Origin of the sequence: Nocardia salmonicida (assembly GCF_036142455.1) — a bacterium.
Lineage (GTDB): Bacteria > Actinomycetota > Actinomycetes > Mycobacteriales > Mycobacteriaceae > Nocardia > Nocardia salmonicida.
In genome coordinates, this window is the sequence record NZ_CP108014.1 from 3,730,823 (window position 1) to 3,747,655 (window position 16,833).

The following is a 16,833-nucleotide window of genomic DNA, read 5'->3' on the forward strand; positions in this document are numbered from 1 at the left end:
CAATCCTTCTGAGAGCCCGAGGGCAGAGGTCGCTAGCGAGAGGTGCCGTAGACGGTCGGCGCCGCGAACGACGCCGTCGTCGCCGAGGAGCGGTCGGGAGTGATCGGGAGTGGTGGGGACCTCGCTACCGGGGCGGTCGGCCTTCGGTGACCCAGTCCGCGACCGCGGGCGCGACCAGACCGCTGTCCTTCACCCAGGACGCGTGGCCGATGTGCGTGAAGCCCGAAGTCCGGTCGATGTGCCAGCGGTGCTGCCGCGCCGCGCCCATCCGCTTGCTCAGGAACCGCACCGTGGACTCGGGGCCGAGCGGGTCGCCGTCGAGCGAGATCAGCAGCACCGGCAGCGTGAGTTCGCGGAGCAACCGATCGTAGTCGCGGGTGCTGCCACTGGGCCGGTAGTGACCGGTCCGCAGGTGACGTGCCCAGTCGAGCATGACGCCCGCGGTCATCGGCCCGATGCCGCGACCGCCGGTCCACCGGCCGCGCAGCCGGGTGATCGCACCGACCGAGAGTCCGCTCGCGAGCACCTCGAGGCGCCTGCGCAGTTCGAACGACCACCAGTACACCGAACCGGTGCCGATCGTCGTGATGCTCGCGACCCGCTCCGGTTCGGCCGCCGCGAACAGCAGCGCGAGCTGTCCGCCGAGGCTGTGGCCGAACAGGTGCAGCGGAGCCTGCGGAAAACGCTCCCGCAGCGCGTCCGCCACGGCGGGCAGATCGACCTCGATCAGCTCGCGATAGCCGAACCCGGGGCCCTCCCCCAATGCGGGCTTGCTCTCGCCCTGCGCCCGGAGATCGAGGACCGCGGCCGTGAGTCCGGCCGCGTGCAAGGCCGTGACCAGCGGCAGGTAGTACTTGGCCTTGATGGCCATGGCGGGCAGGACCAGCACGACGGGTGCGGCCGGATCCGCTTGCGGCAGTAGGCGAACCGACAGGGCGGCGCCGTCGGAAGTCGCGACGGTGGTCGCTTCCAGCCCGGCGATCTCGGTGCGTTGCTCGCTCATCACGCCTCCGCGGCCAGGGTGCAGACGTAGTCGAGCGCGACCTTGCCGACCAGCACGCCCGCCGTGTCGTACATCAGCGCCCGCGCGTCCACGTCCAGTCGCCGGCCGCCCTTGGCCGCCAGCACCGTCGCGACGTCGCTCGGGTCGATGACCCCGATCGCCCGGATCCGGCCGATGGCGGGCTTACGGAACGACAGCCGCGCGTCGCGCAGCACCAACGTGTCGATGGCGGACAACCGTGACGCCAGCGCGCCCACGAAAGCGCACGCGCCGGCGATATCGGCGGCCAGGAATTGCGCACCCGCGTGCACGGTACGCAGATGGTTGAGGATGTAGGGCTCGTCGGGAATCTCCACGATCGCGCGGTGCGGACCGATTTCGGTGATCTCGGTACCCGCGTGGGTACCGAAAGGAACCAACTTGCTCACAATTCGCTGCAGGTGCAAGAAGTCGGGGTTATCCGGATCGATCGCCTCGAATACCGAACCGAGGGTAGCTGAGGTTTTCAGTTCAGGTGCCATGATTTAATTGCACCATCCGCGGCCGCCGATTCGGATTTCCATTGCCGATCTCAATCGACCGAATGGTAATCAACTCGCCAACGGTTCTCCGTACACCTTGCCACTGATCGTGGATTGCAGGAAATTCTTCGTCGAATCGAGGCTGTCCAGGAATACCTGCACCACTTCGTTGGGACTGTCGACGCGCCAGGCGACCTGTAATTCCACCACCGGTTCCGGATCGACGAGTGGCACCACCTTCAATCCCATCGGGCGTGGCTCGTCCATGCTGACGAACGACGCGAAACCCACGTACCGGCGGGCCGCCACGGTGATCCCGGTGGCCACCGAGTCGTTCATGTACTCGGCGACCTTCGGGAAGGCGCCTGCCCGCTCGCCCGCGGTCATGATGGCGTCGTACATCGCCGGGCTCACCTCGCGGTTGAACAGTACGCACGGCGTCTCGGCCAGTTCGCGGATCGAGATCGACGACCGGTCCGCCCATCGGTGCCCCTGCCCGACCAGCGCGCCGATGCGCATCTGCAGCAGACACCGCGACAACACCGACCCGCCGTTGGACGCGCCACCGTAGAGCAACCCGACATCGAGTTCGCCGCGCGTGAGAGCGGTGAGCTGCGGTCCGGAGCGGCCGGAGGTGAGTTTGGTGGTGATGTTGGGATAGTTGGCGTGCAATTGGGCCAGTGACCTGGGCATGATGAGCTGCCCGGCCCGGCCGTTGAACCCGATGTTGATCTTGCCCATGCGTCCGGCCGCGATGTCGCGGACGGTGTTGGTCGCCGAGTGCACCTCTCCGAGAATCCGCCGGGCGTCGGCACGGAACGCTTCACCCGCGGGGGTCAACTGCACCACCCGCGAGGTCCGCGACACCAGTTCGACGCCGAGATGGCGTTCCAGGCGCTTGAGCTGCTGACTCAGTGACGGCTGCGTGAGGTGGAGCCTGGCGGCCGCCCGCCCGAAGTGCAGTTCGTCGGCGATGGCTAAAAATGCCTCGATATGCCGTGTCTCCATAGTGCGCGCCTCGCGTAATCAGTGACGTGACTTGTCCGAGATATGCACCTTGTATAGCGGCAACGCACGTCATCGGGGAACGCGCCCGTGAAGCGCAGGTGAGCAGCGACCGAATTCCTGCCGACTCCACGGCGTGTCTTCCCCGCCTCGCGGTGACCCGCATCGCGAACGGCACCGCGAACACGGTCGATTCGGCAATCGAATCGCTGACCCCGAAAAGCCCGATGATCCCCGTCTTGACACGGCCATCTATTTCGTACCGCAATTGATCAATAATGCGTTCCGCGTTGTCGCCCGCGACATCGGGGTGGAACACTTTTACCCGGTGCAGGCGAAATAATTTCGACGCCGATTTCGAAGGAGCCCAGAAAATGACGACCACGGTTGCCAACCAGCACGACGCTGAGTCGACACTGGCCGAACTGTTCGCTCCCGATACCCGACCCGATCCCTATCCCGTCCACAGCGCGCTGCGCACGAAGTCCCCGTTGGTCACCAAAGGCGGCGACCTCGTGATCATCGCCAACTACGCCGATTGCCAGCAGGTGCTGCGCGACCCGTCGGTGCGCAACGACCCCAAACTGTCCCGACTCGGCAAGGATCACCCGGAGCGTCCGGAGTCCCTGCTGTTCCTCGATCCGCCGGCGCATACCCGCATTCGCCGACTCGTCTCGAAAGCCTTCACTCCCAGGGTTATTCGGGCCTCGCAGCCACAGATCCACTCCATCGTGGACGAACTCGTCGAACAGATCGCGAGTAAGACCGAATTCGACGTGATCTCGGAATTCGCGCTGCCCCTGCCGGTGCGGATCATGTGCGCCCTGCTCGGCATCCCCGTCGAGGAGTTCGGCGACTTCGAGCCCGCAGCCCGACGACTCGGTCGCGTCCTCGACTTCAATCTGGTCGTCCACAACGACGATCTCGATGACGCCGAAGGCGCGCGCAACGAGCTGATGAACTACCTGGTCAACCTGATCTCCCGGCGGCGCGGCAACCTCGGCGACGACCTGCTCTCGCGGCTCATCGAGGTCGAAGAGGAAGGCGAAGTTCTCAGCGAGGGCGAACTGCTCGCCACCTGTGTGCTGCTGATGGTCGCGGGTCACGAGACCACCGCCAACCTCATCGCGAACGGTGTGCTCGCGCTCCTGCAGCACCCGGCGCAGCGTGAGATCCTCGGCGCCGATCCCGGACTGGGGATCAGTGCCGCCGACGAGGTGCTGCGCTACGACGCGCCGATCCAGTTCGTGATGCGCGTCGCCACCCGCGACATGGAGGTGAGCGGCACGACGATCAGCCCCGGCACCGCGATGCTGGTGCTGCTGGCCTCGGCCAATCGCGATCCCGCGCACTACCCCGACGCCGACCGTTTCGACGTCGCCCGCGGCGCGGCCGACCACCTCGCCTTCTCCGCCGGAGCGCACTTCTGCCTCGCCGCGGCGCTGGGCCGGGCCGAGGGCGCCGCGGCCCTGTCCGCCTTCGCCTCGCGCGTGATCGACCCGGTGCTCGTTCCGGGTTCGCTGCAGTACCGACCCAATGTGAACTTGCGTGGCATCCAGGCCATGACCGTCACGCATGGCGGAGTCCGACTCCGTTGACCTCCGATTCGACCACCCCCTCCACAGAAAGCCTGTTATGAACTCGCACCACCACGGCCGTAAGGCCGGATGGGGGATCGTGCTCGTCGCGGTCACCACGCTGCTCGCAGCCTGCGGCCAGAACAGCTCGGCTCCGGCCTCGGCCGACGACCCGGTGACCATCACCTTCCTGTCCTACACCTACGGACAGGCGAACCCGCTGGGCAAGGGCATCGAGAAGTTGATCAACGACTTCCAGACGGCCAACCCGAAGATCACGGTGAAACCGCAGTCGGTTCCGACGGCCGACGCGCTCACCAAACTCCAGAGCGAAGTGGTGGCAGGCAACCCGCCCGACGTCGCGCAGATCGGTTGGAGCAAGGTCGCGCAAGCCTCGCAGACCTTGCCGCTGCGCTCGCTCGAAGAGGTCGCCGGGACCGACGAGTGGAACAAGCACATGGCGGGCTTCGTGCCGTCGGTGCTGAAGGCGACCCCGGTGGCCGGCGCCAAGAAGCCGGTCGCGATGCCGTTCATGATGGCCACCCCGGTGGTCTTCTACAACGCCGACCTGTTCACCGCCGCCGGGCTCGACCCGGCCCAGCCGCCCAAGACGATGGCCCAGCTCAAGCAGGCCGCGCAGGCGATCAAGGACAAGACCGAGGCGCAGGGCGTATACGTCTCCGCGGCCGACCCGGGCAAGTCCGACTACCTGACCCAGTCGTTGGTCAACAGTGCCGGTGGCGCACTGGTGTCGGGCAGCGGTGAAGTCACCGTCGACTCGGCCCCGGTGATCACCGCGCTGTCGACGATCCAGGATCTGACCAAGTCCGGCGTCCAGCCCGCCGTCGACTTCGCCTCCGCGCAAAGCGCTTTCAACTCGGGCAAGCTCGGCATGCTGGTCACCACCGGCGGCGGTCTGCTGACCCTCGACGCGGCTGCCAAGGGCAAGTTCGCCCTGCAAGTGGCGCCGCTGCCCGCCTTCGACAACCTTCCTGCCCGCCCCACCTTCTCCGGCTCCGGCCTGACGATCGTGGCCAAGGACGCTGCCAAGGCGAAGGCGGCGTGGAAGTTCGTGCAGTTCATGACCAATGACGAGAGCTTCAAGCTCATCGCCTCGCAGATGGGGTACCTGCCGCTGCGGACCGCGGCGGAGTCCTCGGCCGACCCGCGCCTCGGCTCGGCCGTCAAGCAGATGGCCGACCTGGCGCCCTACACCGCCTTCCCCGGCAAGCAGTCCAACCAGGGCGTCGTCATCCTCCAGGACGAGGCTGTCGAACCGATCGTCCTGCGCGGCGCCGACCCGGCGGCAACCCTGCGCGCCGCTGCCGCGAAGATCCGCGGACTCAGCTGAGTTCACGCACCATCCGCTGACCACCAACCCCTCGAAGAGAGACACCGTTGTCACACCAGGTATTCGCACACACGCCTCCGAACGGTTCGCCGAACGGCGGCGCGATCCCGAACAAGATCGGCCTGACGGTCAATCCGTGGTCGGGAAAGCAGCTCCTGCGCTCCGATTTCGAGGAGATGCGCGAATTCCTCGATGAGGCCGCGACCGCCGGATTCGGCTATGCCGAACTCGGCGGCTGCGGCCTCGGGGTGGTGATCGGCGGACAGGTGCAGCGCTCCAGGCTGGCGGCGCTGCGCGACGCGCTGGCCGATTGCCGACTCCGGCTGACCCTGCACAGTTCGTGGTATTCGTCCGGGCGTACCGGCAACCTGCTCGACACCGGCACCGCGTCCACGCAGCAGCTCGGGCTGCTGGCGGACCTGGAGGTCGCCGCCGCGATCGGCGCCGAGGTGCTGGTCTACCACGCCGGAGTGCTGCCGAACCTCTACAGCGACGGTGCGGCGCTGACCGCGGGCATGAAAACCGAACGCAGGATGCTGCGCGAGCTCGCCGACGAGTCCGGCGCGCGCGGGGTCATGATCGCGGTCGAGAATCGGGCACCCGGACCCGCGGTGCTCACCCGCCGTTCCTACGGGATGCGCCTGGATATGGTCGCCGAACAGGTACAGCAGATAGACCACCCCGCGGTGACGATGTGCCTCGATGTCGGCCACGCGTACCTGTCGGCCGGCTACCTGAATTACGACTACCTGGCCGCGATTCGCGAGGTCGCCCCGGTCGTCGGCCACGTTCACCTGCACGACAACTTCGGCCGGATGGCCCGTCAGCCCGACGCCAGCCCGTACGAACTCGAGCTCCTCGGGGAAGGCGATCTGCACCTGCCGCCCGGTTGGGGCTCGATCCCGCTGGCCGAGGTCATGGCGACGACCTTCCCCCGCGACCCGGCGATCATCATCGAAATGCGCCACGCGCGCCATTACGCCGAGGCACTGGAGACCACCCTGCGCTTGGTCGACGTGCGGGCCCGATCATGACGCTCACCGAGGTCCCCGAGGCGAAGCCGAAGGTGCGCGACGCGAAGCCGAAGGTGCGCGCGGTCGAGCGTCCCGCCGCGACCGGACTTGCCTGGCTGTACTTCTCCCCGACCATGCTCGCGATCGCCGTGTGGGTCTACGGGCCGCTCGTGTTCACCGCGGTGCTCAGCTTCCTCGACTGGAACCTGGTCTCCCCCGACATCGAGTTCAACGGCTTCGAGAACTACGAAACCCTCATCACCGAACCGGAATTCGGCAACGCGGCCTGGAACACGCTGAAGTACGCGCTGTTCGTGCTGCCGTTCGCGACGGTGGTCCCGTGCGCGCTGGCCATCGCACTGTGGAAGCGCCCCGGCCGGGCCAGCGAGTTCTACCGGATGCTGCTGTTCCTGCCGGTCGTGCTCGCGCCGGTGGCCAACGCGCTGTCGTGGCAGTTCATTCTGGATCCGCTGTACGGGACCCTGAATCAGGTACTCGGGTTCGCCGGTGTGGAACCGATCAACTGGCTCGGCGACCCGGCCACCGCGCTGCCGACCGTCGTCGTGGTGACGGCGCCGAAAGTGGTGGCGCTCAACACCTTGCTGTTCGGTGCGGCACTGGCGAACCTCGATCGCCGCACCATCGACGCCGCGCGCCTGGACGACGCCACCGAGGGTGAGATCACCAGGTCGATCATCCTGCCCCAGCTGCGACGCCCGATCGTGCTGCTCGGACTGCTGTCGATGGTGGTGGTGTGGCCGTGGCTGTTCACCAATATCGGTGTGCTCACCCGAGGTGGACCGAGCAATGCCACCGACAACGTCTACTACCGGCTCTACACCTACGGTTTCACCTTTTTCGACGCGGGCACCGCATCGGCGGCGGCCATCGTGATCGCGCTCGCGTTCGGGCTGCTCCTGACCTTCCACACCCTGCTCTCGAGGAGATTCCGTGCGACGCGGTGACGCGATCGGCAGACACCTGCTACTGATCACAGCCATTGTGCTGATGCTGTTCCCGGTGGCGTTGGCCTTGGCCACCTCGTTCAAGCCGGTGTCGACGATCTTCGATCTGAATCCGCTCCCGTTTCCGGCGAGCATGGAGAACTACGAACTGGCCGTGGGCAAGTTCCCGATCGGCAGGCTGCTGTGGAACACCTTCGTGATGGCCGCGGGCGTCACTGTCGCGACGATGCTCGTCGCCGTGCCCGCCGCGTACGCGCTGGTGCGGTTCGACACGGCGAGAGGGCGAGGCTTCGTCCTTGCCGCCGTGGGTATTTCGCTGTTGATCCCGCCGCAGGCGCTGATCATCCCGCAGTTCCTGATGACCGCGAAGCTCGGTTGGCAGGGTCATACGATCGGGGTGATCATTCCGCAGCTCGGTGTCAGCGCGCTGGCGGTGCTGCTGCTGCGCGACCACATTCGTTCGGTGCCGCAATCGCTGATCGGCGCGGCGGTGCTCGAAGGCGCCACCTCGTGGGAGATCCTGCGCCACGTGGTGCTCGGCGTGCTTCGCCCGGCGCTCGGCGCGGTGGCGATCCTGCTGTTCATCAGTACGTGGAACGAATTCCTGTGGCCGCTGCTGGTGATGCCCGACCCGGAGGACACCACCATCCAGCCGGGTCTGGCGCTGTTCGTCGGCCCCGAGAGCGCGCAGTACGGGCCGATGCTCGCCGCGGCGATGCTGGCATCACTGCCGGTCGTCGTGATCTATGTCCTGGCGTCGCGACGGATCGCGGACGCCTTCCTTCATTCAGGGGTTCGGTAAACGACATGACCAGTCTCAGTGTGAGCGAGCCCCCGGTGCTGACCACCGAGCTCGATCTCTCGGCCGGTGTGGTGCTCGACGGCATCACCAAGCAATACGGCGAGGACCGCCCGGCTCTCGACCTGGACCTACTGCACGTACCGGGACAATCGTTGACCGTGTTGGTCGGCCCGTCCGGCTGCGGTAAATCGACCGCGCTCGGCGTGGTGTCGGGCCTGATCACCCCCACCGCCGGACGGGTGCTCATCGACGGCGCCGACGTCACCGAGGTGTCGCCGGGACGGCGCGGCGTCTCGATGGTGTTCCAGGACTTCGCGTTGTACCCGCACATGACGGTGGAGCGCAATATCTCCTTCGGCCTGCGGCTGGAGGGCAAGCACAACCGCAAGTCGGGGCTGGACCGTACCGAGATCGAGCGGCGGGTGGCCGGTGCGTGCGACAGCCTCGGGCTGAGCGAGCTGCGCCACCGCAGGCCCGCGCAGTTGTCGGGTGGTCAGCGTCAGCGAGTCGGGCTGGCCAGAGCGATCGTTCGGCAGCCGAAGGTGCTGCTGCTCGACGAGCCGCTGTCCGCGCTCGACGCGCAGTTGCGTCAGCAGGCGCGAGTCGAGCTGGTGCGGCTGCATCGCGAGCTCGGCAATACCGTCGTGCTGGTCACCCATGACCAGCTCGAGGCGCTGTCGATGGCCACCCATCTGGTGGTGATGAACGATTCGCGGGTGTTGCAGGTCGGTAGTCCGGCGCAGGTGTACCGGCGGCCGGTCGACCTGTTCGTCGCGACGTTCCTCGGTAGCCCGCCGATGAACCTGGCGACGGTGACCATGAACCAGGCAGGCGACGAGATGACCGGGCCCGGGCTGGAAGCGCTTCTCCCGCAACCTGTCCCCGGCGTGCCTGCCGAACTGACGCTGGGCTGGCGGCCCGGCGACGGCACGCTCCGACGCCACGACAGCCCGGGACTGCTCGTGCACGGTGTGGTGGAGCTGGTCGAGTTCACCGGCGACTCCAAGATCGCGCAGTGCACCGGCGAATCGGGTCGCTGGGCCGTGACGCTGCCCGCGAACGATCCGGCACCGGCCATCGGCGCGCGAATCCAGGTATTCGTCCCGGCGGATCGGCTGCACCTGTTCGACCCCGAAACCGGATCCCGAGTAACGGCTTTCGATGCACCTGCTGATCACCAACGATGACGGATACCGCGCGCCGGGTCTCCTGGCGTTGGCGGAAGCCGTGCGCGCGCTCGGCATCGACGCGACGGTGGTAGCACCGAGCGGGCCGATGTCGGGCGCGAGCCAGTCGCGACGCAGTGGCGTCGCGACGGAGTGGGAGTGGGCGGCCCCGACCGCCGGAATTCCCACGATCCACGTGGGATCGACACCGGCGGCCTGCGTGGTCTTCGCGCTCACTTCCGGGGTCATCGCGCCGGTGGATCTGTGCCTGAGCGGGGTGAACGCGGGCGAGAACATCGGCGCCACCCTGAATGTCAGCGGCACCTACGGTGCGGTGCAGGAAGCGGGAGCGCGCGGTGCGCCCGGCATCGCGCTCTCGCGCGAGTTCGGTGGGCCGTGGGCCGAGCCGCACGCCTGGGACTGGAGCTGGGTACCCGAGGCGACCGCCCGGATACTCACCACGCTGCTGGCAGCGCGGGCGGACTGGTTCACCGCGAACGTCAATCTCTCCGGCACCGACCGGGGCGCCGATCCGGCCTACACCCGGGTCAGCCGCGCGCTGTACTACACCGACGTCTTCGACGTCGCCAGCGGCGCCATCCTCAGCACGATCGGTTACCGTGCCGAGGATCTGGCGCCCGATGACGACATCCACGCCTTCGCCGAGCAGCGGCGAACCAGCATCACCCTCGTCCGGCGGGCTTGAACGGTTCGGACCGCAACGCGGTCTTGACGATCTTCCCGCCGGGGTTGCGCGGCAACGGCGCCGTGCGCACCGAGAAGTACTGGGGCACTTTGAAATCCGCGAGAAGTGCGCGCAGGTAGTCGAGCACGGCGGATTCATCGAACTCGGTGCCCGCCACCGGCACCACCACCGCGCCGACCTTCTCGCCCATCATGTCGTCGGGTACCCCGACGACCGCGGATTCGCCGATGCCAGGGGCCCCGGCGAGCGCGTTCTCCACCTCGACGCAGTACACGTTCTCGCCGCCGCGATTGATCATGTCCTTGGCCCGGTCGGCGATCGACACCAGTCCTCGCTCGTCGATGCGGGCGAGGTCACCGGTGCGCAGCCAGCCGTCTACGAAGGTCGCTGCGGTGGCGGCCGGGTTGTTCCAGTAGCCGGCCACGACATTGGCGCCGCGGATGAGCAGTTCCCCGACGCCGCTGACCGGGTCGGGTGCGTCGATGGCCAGGTCGACGATCGGCGCGGCGAACCCCACCGATTCCGCGTGCTCGGTGGCCCACTCATGGGGCAGGTAGGTCGAGATGGACGAGGTCTCGGTGAGACCGAAACCGTTGGCCAGGCGCGCGTTCGGGAAGTGCTCGGCGATCTCGGCGACCAGCGCGGGCGCGACCGGCGCACCGCCGTAGGCGACCCGGTTCACCCCGCTCAGGTCGAAATCGGCGAAGTTCGGTTGCCGGAACGCGAGGTAGTAGATGGCGGGAGTGTTGGTGAGCGAGGTGATCCGCTCGTCGACGATCGCCCGCAGGAAGTCCTGAATCTTGAACTGCGGCAGGATGATCGTGCTGCCGCCGATGGCGAGCTGCGGAATCAGCTGACTGTTGCACGCGGTGACATGGAACAGCGGCACCGAGACCAGGTTGCGCAGGGTCGGGCCTTCGTCGGCGCCGATGTCGGCGAGTCGACGCACGTTCTCCACCGTGGACAGCAGGTTGCGGTGGGTGGTGATCGCGCCTTTCGGCCGTCCGGTCGTGCCGCTGGTGTAGAAGATCGCGGCCGGATCCTTCGGTGCCGCACCCTCGTAGACATAGGGATCGCCCTGCGGCAGCGTCTCTTTCGGGCCGAAAGTGAACGAGGCGGCGGAATCGGTCAGGACGTACTCGATCTCGGGGGCGGCGAACCGAGTGTTGACCGGCACGGCCACCGCGCCCGCGAGCACGATGCCGAGGAAGCCGACCACCCAATCGGTTCCGGCGTCCAACAGACTGGCGACGCGGTCCCCCGGTTGAATTCCCTGGTCTCGCAGCCCGCCGGCCACCCGGGCGGCCCGATCCCACAGTTGCCGGTACGAGAGTCGCTCGCCGCCGATCTCGACGACGGCTTCCTGGTCGGGCCAGGTCCGCACCGTGTGGCGCAGCATATCCACCAGCGAAGCCGGCAGGTCCGCGTAGTGCGCGACACCGTGTTCGTCGCGAGAGATTCCGGCGGTGTCGAACGGTTGCACGGTCATCGTGCGCCCTGCGGATTCAGCAGCGGGGCGAGGTTGTCCTCGGTGAAGAACTCCCGACCGCTGAGCCCGCCCGCCATCATCCGGAACCACTGCTGCGTATGTTTCGGACTACTCGGCAGCGCCCGCATCACCTCGACATGCTTGTCCGGCAACACCAGTCGCGAGGACTCACAGGTGAACCGGTACATCGGCTTACTCGACCGATCGCGCTGCGCCTGATACTCGGCGAGTGCTTCGTCGAGTGGCCGCGCCGCCGACAGTCCTTCGTGTGCGCGCTCGGCGAGCAGATCGGCGTAGGTGAACGCGTCGCTGATCCCCAGACCGGTGAAGGGGTCCTTGTGATATCCGGCGTCACCGACCAATGCCCAACCGGGGCCGTGCGATTGCCGATAGAAGTTCTCCGGGTAGCGGGCGATGTAGAACCGTTCGTCGCGTTCGCCGGTTTCGAGTAGTTCGGCGAGGTCGGGCGCGGTTTCCTTGAACGCCAACGAGAAATTGCCCTCGACATCGGTACGAAACGGTGCGAACCGGTCGACGTATTGCACACACCACATCAGCGTCTTGCCGTCGTTGGTCGGCCAGCCGCCGACCGCCTGCTTGTCGCCGATGCGCAACTGACTCTGCATAGTCAGACCGGACCAGTACGAGTAGCTGGTGAAGGTCTCCCCCGGGATCACGTCGTACTTCTCGGCGCCGGTGAGCTGGGCCACGGTGGAGGCGTAACCGTCGGCGCCGATGACGAGGCGGGCGTGTTCGACGACCGGTTCGCCGTCGCGGTCACGCCCGACGATGCCGGTGAACTGCTCACCCTCGCGCACCAGATCGAGCACGGTGACGCCCTCGCGCAGATCGACACCGGCCGACCGAGCGGCGTCCTGCAACAGCGTGTCGAGCACGATGCGCCGCGGCGCGTAGGTCTCGGCGATGCCGTCGATGGGGTCGGAGAAGCCGGAGAACTGCGCGTCGGCGTAGGACATCGTGATCGAGTGAATGGGCGTACAGCCCGTGGCCTTCAGTTGTTCCAGCAGGCCCCAATCCCGCAGCCGCGCGAGACCACTCTGCCGCAGCATGTGGGTCGAGACGGCGTCCTTGGGAAACAGGGCCTGGTCGACGCAGAGCACCCGGTAGCCGCGGCGCGCGAGCAGCATCGCGACCGTGGCACCAGCGCAGCGCGCGCCGACAACAATGACATCGTGCACAGTCTTCGACCTTTCAGGCATCGAGCACGAGACGGTCCGTGCGCGCTCGGGAGACGCAGATCATCATGGTTTTGCCCGACTCTTGTTCAGCCGGTGTGAGAACCGAATCACGGTGCTCGACTTCACCTTCGAGCACGGTGGTTTCGCAGGTCGCGCACGTTCCTTCGCGGCACGACCACAGCACGTCGGCACCGGCGCGCTCGAGCGCGTCGAGGACCGACGAGTCGGCCGGAACGTCGATGGTCCGGCCGGAGCGATTGAGAACGACCGTCGTCGGCCGGTCCGGTCCGGTCGACGCGATCTCTTTCGGATGGAAACGCTCGACTCGCAAAGCATCTGACACACAGTGCTGCTCGACCGCGGTGAGCAGCGGCTCGGGGCCACAGCAGTACACGAGCGTGTCCGAGTCCACCGGCGCGAGAATCTCGGCCAGTGGCATCAGCCCGACTTCGTCCTGCGCGTAGCGACGAACCCGCGCACCGTAGCCCGACAGCTCCTCGGCGAAGGCCATCCGCGCGTCGGTGCGGCCGCCGTAGTGCAGTTGCCATGCGGCGGCGCGCTGTTCGAGTTCGCGGATCATCGGCAGCAGCGGGGTGATCCCGATGCCGCCGGCGATCAACAGGTAGCTCGCTGCCGGGGCGAGCGGGAAATTGTTGCGTGGCTCCCGGATCTCCAGCAGCGTGCCCGGCCGTACTTTCTCGTGCATCCACGCCGACCCGCCCCGACCCTGCTCCTCGAGCAGCACCGCGATGCGATAACTGTCCCGATTCGCGGGATCGCCACACAGCGAGTACTGACGAACGACGCCGTCGGGCAGGACGACATCCACGTGCGCACCCGGTGACCACGGCGGCAGTGGCGCGCCGCCGGGGTCGGTGAGCACAAAGGACAGCACGCCCTCTGATTCGTAGGTGATGGACCGAATTCGCACAATCGCGCTGATCACACGACGAGTCTGGCAGGGCTTCGGCGGCCCGAGGGGATTGATACTTTCAACGAATTGCCGGATTGAAAACGGGGCGATCAGCGATCGGTCGGCAGCGGGGAGAAACGGTCAGGAATCGAGAAGTTCCGAGGTCGGCGACGTGGCAGCATTGCTTTTCTACGGATCGACGAAAGGGTTTTCGATGAACATCATCGGAGTTCGGCGAGCTCATCGATGGCTCGCCATCGGCTTTGTCGCGGCAGTACTCATCACGGTGATCGGGTTGTCGCTGAGCGGACCGGAATGGGTTGTCTACCTGCCGCTGATTCCGCTGGCCGGACTGTTCCTGACCGGTTCGGTGATATATGTGCTGGTCTACCGCGGCTCACGAACGGGTCCGGCGGTCGGCGGGCGCGTTCGTCAGGTACATCGCTGGTCGGCCGTCGTGTTCGTAGTCGCCGTTGTCGCCACTGTCATCGCATTGGCGCAGCAAGAGCCGGTGGTGTGGGTGTCGTATCTACCGTTGATTCCACTCGCCGGGCTCTTGTTGTCGGGGTCGGTCATGCTGGTGTCGCCACTACTGCGGGCGCGGCGGGCTGCTTCCGGCGGATAGCCGACCGCGGCTTCAGCCGATCTCGACCACCCGTACCCACGCGGGTGGTCGGTCCGGAACATAATCGGGATTGTTCTCCTGCCATGCATGGTCCCTGCGGAACAGGCCGACCACGGTTCGGCAGGCCGGCTGTTGTGACGGCCAGGGCGTTTGACCGTCCGTCAGGGCCACGAGCACATCGGGGCGGGTGCGCAGGGCCTTGGTGAAACCGGTGCGCAGGTCGGTGCCGCCACCGCCGATGAGCGACATCCCCTCGGCCTGGCACAGCGGGTGAGCGATGCGTGCCGCGGCGTCGCAGGAGAACACGGTGACCAGGTCGCGGCGGCCGCCGACGGCGCGGATGATGGCGGCGACTTCGAGCAGCGCGCTGCCCAATTCGTCGTCGCTGACCGATCCCGAGGTGTCGATGACCACGCTGACCTTGGGTGGAGTGCGACGCAGGCTCGGCAGCACGATGCCGGGGAGTACGGTCGAGCGGCGGGCGGGGCGCCGGTAGGTGTAGTCCTCGCCGACACCGGGGGCCGACGCGGCCGCGCGCAGGGCCGTGCCGAGCAGGTCCCGCCATGGCTGGGAAGGATGCAACGCCTCCTTCGCCCAGCGTCGCCACCCCTGGGGCGCGTCTCCTGGACGGCCGACGATGCCTTGCGCCACGAGGAATCGGACGCCGTCGCGCTGCTGTTCGCTGAGCCCGTCCGCGCCGTCGGGCCCCAGCTCCCACTCGCGGTCCGATCCGTCCGCGCCGCTACCGCAGTCGAGCCACGCCATGCTTTCCGTCAGATGCCCGAGGCTGAACTGACCCAGGTAGTCCTCCATGAGTTGCCCCGGATCCAGCCCCAAGGTGCTCGGCAGTACCGCGCCTTCGGGCCAGACCAACCCGTCGCCGAACGCGTCGTCGTTGATCTCGGCATCCGCGGCGATATTCATTCGCAGCCGCTCGCCGGGGCCGGTCAACTCGTGGGTGTGGGCGTAGCGATCACTGCGCGCGTGATGGTCGCGCAGCAGGTGCGAAACCTCGTGCACCAGTATCGACGCCAGTTCTTCCACCGGCGTGTAGTCGACGAACCGTGGCGACACGTAGCACCGCCAATGTTTGTCCACACCCATCGTCGACACCCCTCGTGACTCGACGATGTTCAGGGCGTACAGGGCAGTCGCCAGATAGGGACGGGCCGAAACCGCTTGCAGCCGTGCGGCATAGAGCTTGTCGAAATCCAGCCCGGTCGTGTCCGCTGTCATCGGCCCGCCTGGACGGCGACGCGGGCCGCGGCGCGATCGGCACTCCGCGACACCGACACCACCCCGGCGAGTTGTTCGATCGCCGCGGGCACCTCCCAATTGTCGCGGCGCAGCGTGGCCAGAGTTGTCGCGGGAACGACCACCAGGTCGGGTGCTCCGGTCTCCACGGCCTTCACCAGCAGCGACCACGCCGCATCCCACCGCGCCCGCTCCGGTCGCTTGCGCACCGCGGCCACCACACCGTCGAGAACGGCCTGGCGCAGGTCGCCCCTGGTCGGCAGTTCAGCGGCGACAGGATCGGCCAGCAATACTTCCGGATCGGGCAGATCCATCCGATCGATGCTGGTCAGCAGTTCGAAACCCGGGCCGTCGCCGACCGTGCCGCGGATCAACTGCGACAGCACATCACGACTCGCATCGGCCGCGGTGGCGAAGGCGATCAGCCGCACGGTCATCTCCCAACTCCGCGGCGACGCCCAGGCACCACCCCGCCGGGTTTCGGTGGTGGGCATCTGATGCACGAGCTTGGGCCGCGCCGCGAGCAAGGTGCAGACCGCACGGCGCGCGAATGTTACTGCCTCCGAGAGACTTTCGGGCGCGAGCTGAGGCAGGGTCGCGCGGGGCCATGTTCCGCCGAGACCACGGACGACGACGTCGTGCTCGTGGGTCCACTGCAGGTGCACGAAGCGGTTCGCCAGCGGCGGACTCAGCTCCCAGCCGTCGGCGGCCGACGAGCGCGGGTTGGCGGCTGCGACGATGCGCACACCCGGCGGCAGTTCCAGTGCGCCGACCCGCCTTTCGAGAACAACGCGCAGCAGCGCCGCCTGCACGGAGGGCGGTGCGGTGGACAGTTCGTCGAGGAACAGCAGGCCGCGCCCGGCCCGCACGAGTCGAACCGCCCAGTCCGGCGGCGCCATCGGCACACCCTGGGTCGCGGGGTCGTCGCCGATGATCGGCAGGCCCGAGAAGTCCGACGGCTCGTGCACACTCGCGATCACCGTGGTCAGCGGCAGGTCGAGCGACTCGGCGAGCTGGGTCAACGCAGCGGTCTTGCCGATGCCCGGCTCACCCCACAGCAGTACCGGCAGGTCGGCAGCCACGGCCAAGGTGAGAGCTTCCAGTTGGGTATTGCGGCGCGGCTCTGTGTGTACTTCGCCCAGCATGGCGAGGAGTTCGCTCGCGACGTCGAGCTGGGAGTCGGCGGCGTGAATCGGGAGCGGCGGGCGGAGGGTGTGAACAGTCATGTGTAAATCACCTTTGGG

At 67.3% G+C, this 16,833-nt stretch carries 16 protein-coding genes; 8 read left to right on the forward strand and 8 right to left on the reverse strand.

Features of this window, described 5'->3' with window-relative positions:
- Positions 1-124 precede the first annotated feature (124 nt).
- From OHS03_RS17690 to OHS03_RS17700, 3 genes are all read right to left on the reverse strand, one after another.
- Entirely contained in the window at positions 125-1,003 is an 879-nt protein-coding gene (locus OHS03_RS17690) for an alpha/beta hydrolase family protein (RefSeq protein WP_063004394.1), read from the reverse strand.
- Positions 1,003-1,524: a DUF4442 domain-containing protein gene (locus tag OHS03_RS17695; RefSeq protein WP_084465483.1), complete on the reverse strand. Its 522-nt coding sequence runs from the start codon at positions 1,522-1,524 to the stop codon at positions 1,003-1,005. The genes OHS03_RS17690 and OHS03_RS17695 overlap by 1 nt, the downstream gene beginning before the upstream one ends.
- A 69-nt stretch (positions 1,525-1,593) precedes the next feature.
- The gene (locus tag OHS03_RS17700; protein ID WP_056810931.1) at positions 1,594-2,532 is read right to left on the reverse strand and encodes a LysR family transcriptional regulator; all 939 of its coding nucleotides are present in this window, start codon (positions 2,530-2,532) and stop codon (positions 1,594-1,596) included.
- 371 nt (positions 2,533-2,903) lie between these two features.
- On the opposite strand from OHS03_RS17700, the gene OHS03_RS17705 reads away from it, so the two are divergent.
- The 7 genes from OHS03_RS17705 to surE are packed head-to-tail and all read left to right on the forward strand — an operon-like array spanning position 2,904 to position 10,109.
- A complete protein-coding gene (locus OHS03_RS17705; RefSeq protein ID WP_328655549.1) occupies positions 2,904-4,127 on the forward strand; it encodes a cytochrome P450 in 1,224 nt (407 codons plus the stop codon).
- 37 nt (positions 4,128-4,164) lie between these two features.
- Positions 4,165-5,457, forward strand: a complete 1,293-nt coding sequence (locus OHS03_RS17710) for an extracellular solute-binding protein (protein ID WP_328655550.1) — start codon at positions 4,165-4,167, stop codon at positions 5,455-5,457.
- Positions 5,458-5,504: 47 nt separating this feature from the next.
- The gene (locus OHS03_RS17715; RefSeq protein WP_328655553.1) at positions 5,505-6,491 is read left to right on the forward strand and encodes a sugar phosphate isomerase/epimerase family protein; all 987 of its coding nucleotides are present in this window, start codon (positions 5,505-5,507) and stop codon (positions 6,489-6,491) included.
- Positions 6,488-7,435, forward strand: coding sequence for a carbohydrate ABC transporter permease (locus OHS03_RS17720; protein ID WP_328655555.1), 948 nt, complete (start codon positions 6,488-6,490; stop codon positions 7,433-7,435). Before OHS03_RS17715 ends, OHS03_RS17720 begins: the two co-directional genes overlap by 4 nt.
- Entirely contained in the window at positions 7,422-8,237 is an 816-nt protein-coding gene (locus OHS03_RS17725) for a carbohydrate ABC transporter permease (RefSeq protein WP_062987194.1), read from the forward strand. Before OHS03_RS17720 ends, OHS03_RS17725 begins: the two co-directional genes overlap by 14 nt.
- 5 nt (positions 8,238-8,242) lie before the next feature.
- Entirely contained in the window at positions 8,243-9,424 is a 1,182-nt protein-coding gene (locus OHS03_RS17730) for an ABC transporter ATP-binding protein (protein WP_328655557.1), read from the forward strand.
- The gene (gene surE, locus OHS03_RS17735; RefSeq protein ID WP_328655559.1) at positions 9,399-10,109 is read left to right on the forward strand and encodes a 5'/3'-nucleotidase SurE; all 711 of its coding nucleotides are present in this window, start codon (positions 9,399-9,401) and stop codon (positions 10,107-10,109) included. The genes OHS03_RS17730 and surE overlap by 26 nt, the downstream gene beginning before the upstream one ends.
- On the opposite strand, the gene OHS03_RS17740 is transcribed toward surE, so the two are convergent.
- Genes OHS03_RS17740 through OHS03_RS17750 form a run of 3 tightly spaced genes read right to left on the reverse strand, consistent with a single transcriptional unit; the run spans position 10,087 to position 13,743 of the window.
- A complete protein-coding gene (locus OHS03_RS17740) occupies positions 10,087-11,598 on the reverse strand; it encodes a class I adenylate-forming enzyme family protein (protein ID WP_328655562.1) in 1,512 nt (503 codons plus the stop codon). The genes surE and OHS03_RS17740 overlap by 23 nt on opposite strands.
- The gene (locus OHS03_RS17745; RefSeq protein WP_328655564.1) at positions 11,595-12,797 is read right to left on the reverse strand and encodes an NAD(P)/FAD-dependent oxidoreductase; all 1,203 of its coding nucleotides are present in this window, start codon (positions 12,795-12,797) and stop codon (positions 11,595-11,597) included. The genes OHS03_RS17740 and OHS03_RS17745 overlap by 4 nt, the downstream gene beginning before the upstream one ends.
- Positions 12,798-12,810: 13 nt before the next feature.
- Entirely contained in the window at positions 12,811-13,743 is a 933-nt protein-coding gene (locus tag OHS03_RS17750) for a PDR/VanB family oxidoreductase (RefSeq protein WP_328655566.1), read from the reverse strand.
- Between the two features lie 181 nt (positions 13,744-13,924).
- Between OHS03_RS17750 and OHS03_RS17755 the strand changes: the two genes are divergently transcribed.
- Entirely contained in the window at positions 13,925-14,335 is a 411-nt protein-coding gene (locus tag OHS03_RS17755) for a hypothetical protein (RefSeq protein WP_218019103.1), read from the forward strand.
- Between the two features lie 12 nt (positions 14,336-14,347).
- On the opposite strand, the gene OHS03_RS17760 is transcribed toward OHS03_RS17755, so the two are convergent.
- Both OHS03_RS17760 and OHS03_RS17765 read right to left on the reverse strand, forming a co-directional pair.
- A complete protein-coding gene (locus OHS03_RS17760; RefSeq protein WP_328655567.1) occupies positions 14,348-15,571 on the reverse strand; it encodes a vWA domain-containing protein in 1,224 nt (407 codons plus the stop codon).
- Entirely contained in the window at positions 15,568-16,815 is a 1,248-nt protein-coding gene (locus OHS03_RS17765; RefSeq protein WP_328655570.1) for an AAA family ATPase, read from the reverse strand. The genes OHS03_RS17760 and OHS03_RS17765 overlap by 4 nt, the downstream gene beginning before the upstream one ends.
- Positions 16,816-16,833 lie beyond the last annotated feature (18 nt).

Coding starts and splice junctions, on each gene's coding strand:
- OHS03_RS17690 (WP_063004394.1), bottom strand. CDS start 1,003: ATGAGCGAGCAACGCACCGAGATCGCCGGGCTGGAAGCGACCACCGTC.
- OHS03_RS17695 (WP_084465483.1), bottom strand. CDS start 1,524: ATGGCACCTGAACTGAAAACCTCAGCTACCCTCGGTTCGGTATTCGAG.
- OHS03_RS17700 (WP_056810931.1), bottom strand. CDS start 2,532: ATGGAGACACGGCATATCGAGGCATTTTTAGCCATCGCCGACGAACTG.
- OHS03_RS17705 (WP_328655549.1), top strand. CDS start 2,904: ATGACGACCACGGTTGCCAACCAGCACGACGCTGAGTCGACACTGGCC.
- OHS03_RS17710 (WP_328655550.1), top strand. CDS start 4,165: ATGAACTCGCACCACCACGGCCGTAAGGCCGGATGGGGGATCGTGCTC.
- OHS03_RS17720 (WP_328655555.1), top strand. CDS start 6,488: ATGACGCTCACCGAGGTCCCCGAGGCGAAGCCGAAGGTGCGCGACGCG.
- OHS03_RS17730 (WP_328655557.1), top strand. CDS start 8,243: ATGACCAGTCTCAGTGTGAGCGAGCCCCCGGTGCTGACCACCGAGCTC.
- surE (WP_328655559.1), top strand. CDS start 9,399: ATGCACCTGCTGATCACCAACGATGACGGATACCGCGCGCCGGGTCTC.
- OHS03_RS17740 (WP_328655562.1), bottom strand. CDS start 11,598: ATGACCGTGCAACCGTTCGACACCGCCGGAATCTCTCGCGACGAACAC.
- OHS03_RS17755 (WP_218019103.1), top strand. CDS start 13,925: ATGAACATCATCGGAGTTCGGCGAGCTCATCGATGGCTCGCCATCGGC.
- OHS03_RS17760 (WP_328655567.1), bottom strand. CDS start 15,571: ATGACAGCGGACACGACCGGGCTGGATTTCGACAAGCTCTATGCCGCA.
- OHS03_RS17765 (WP_328655570.1), bottom strand. CDS start 16,815: ATGACTGTTCACACCCTCCGCCCGCCGCTCCCGATTCACGCCGCCGAC.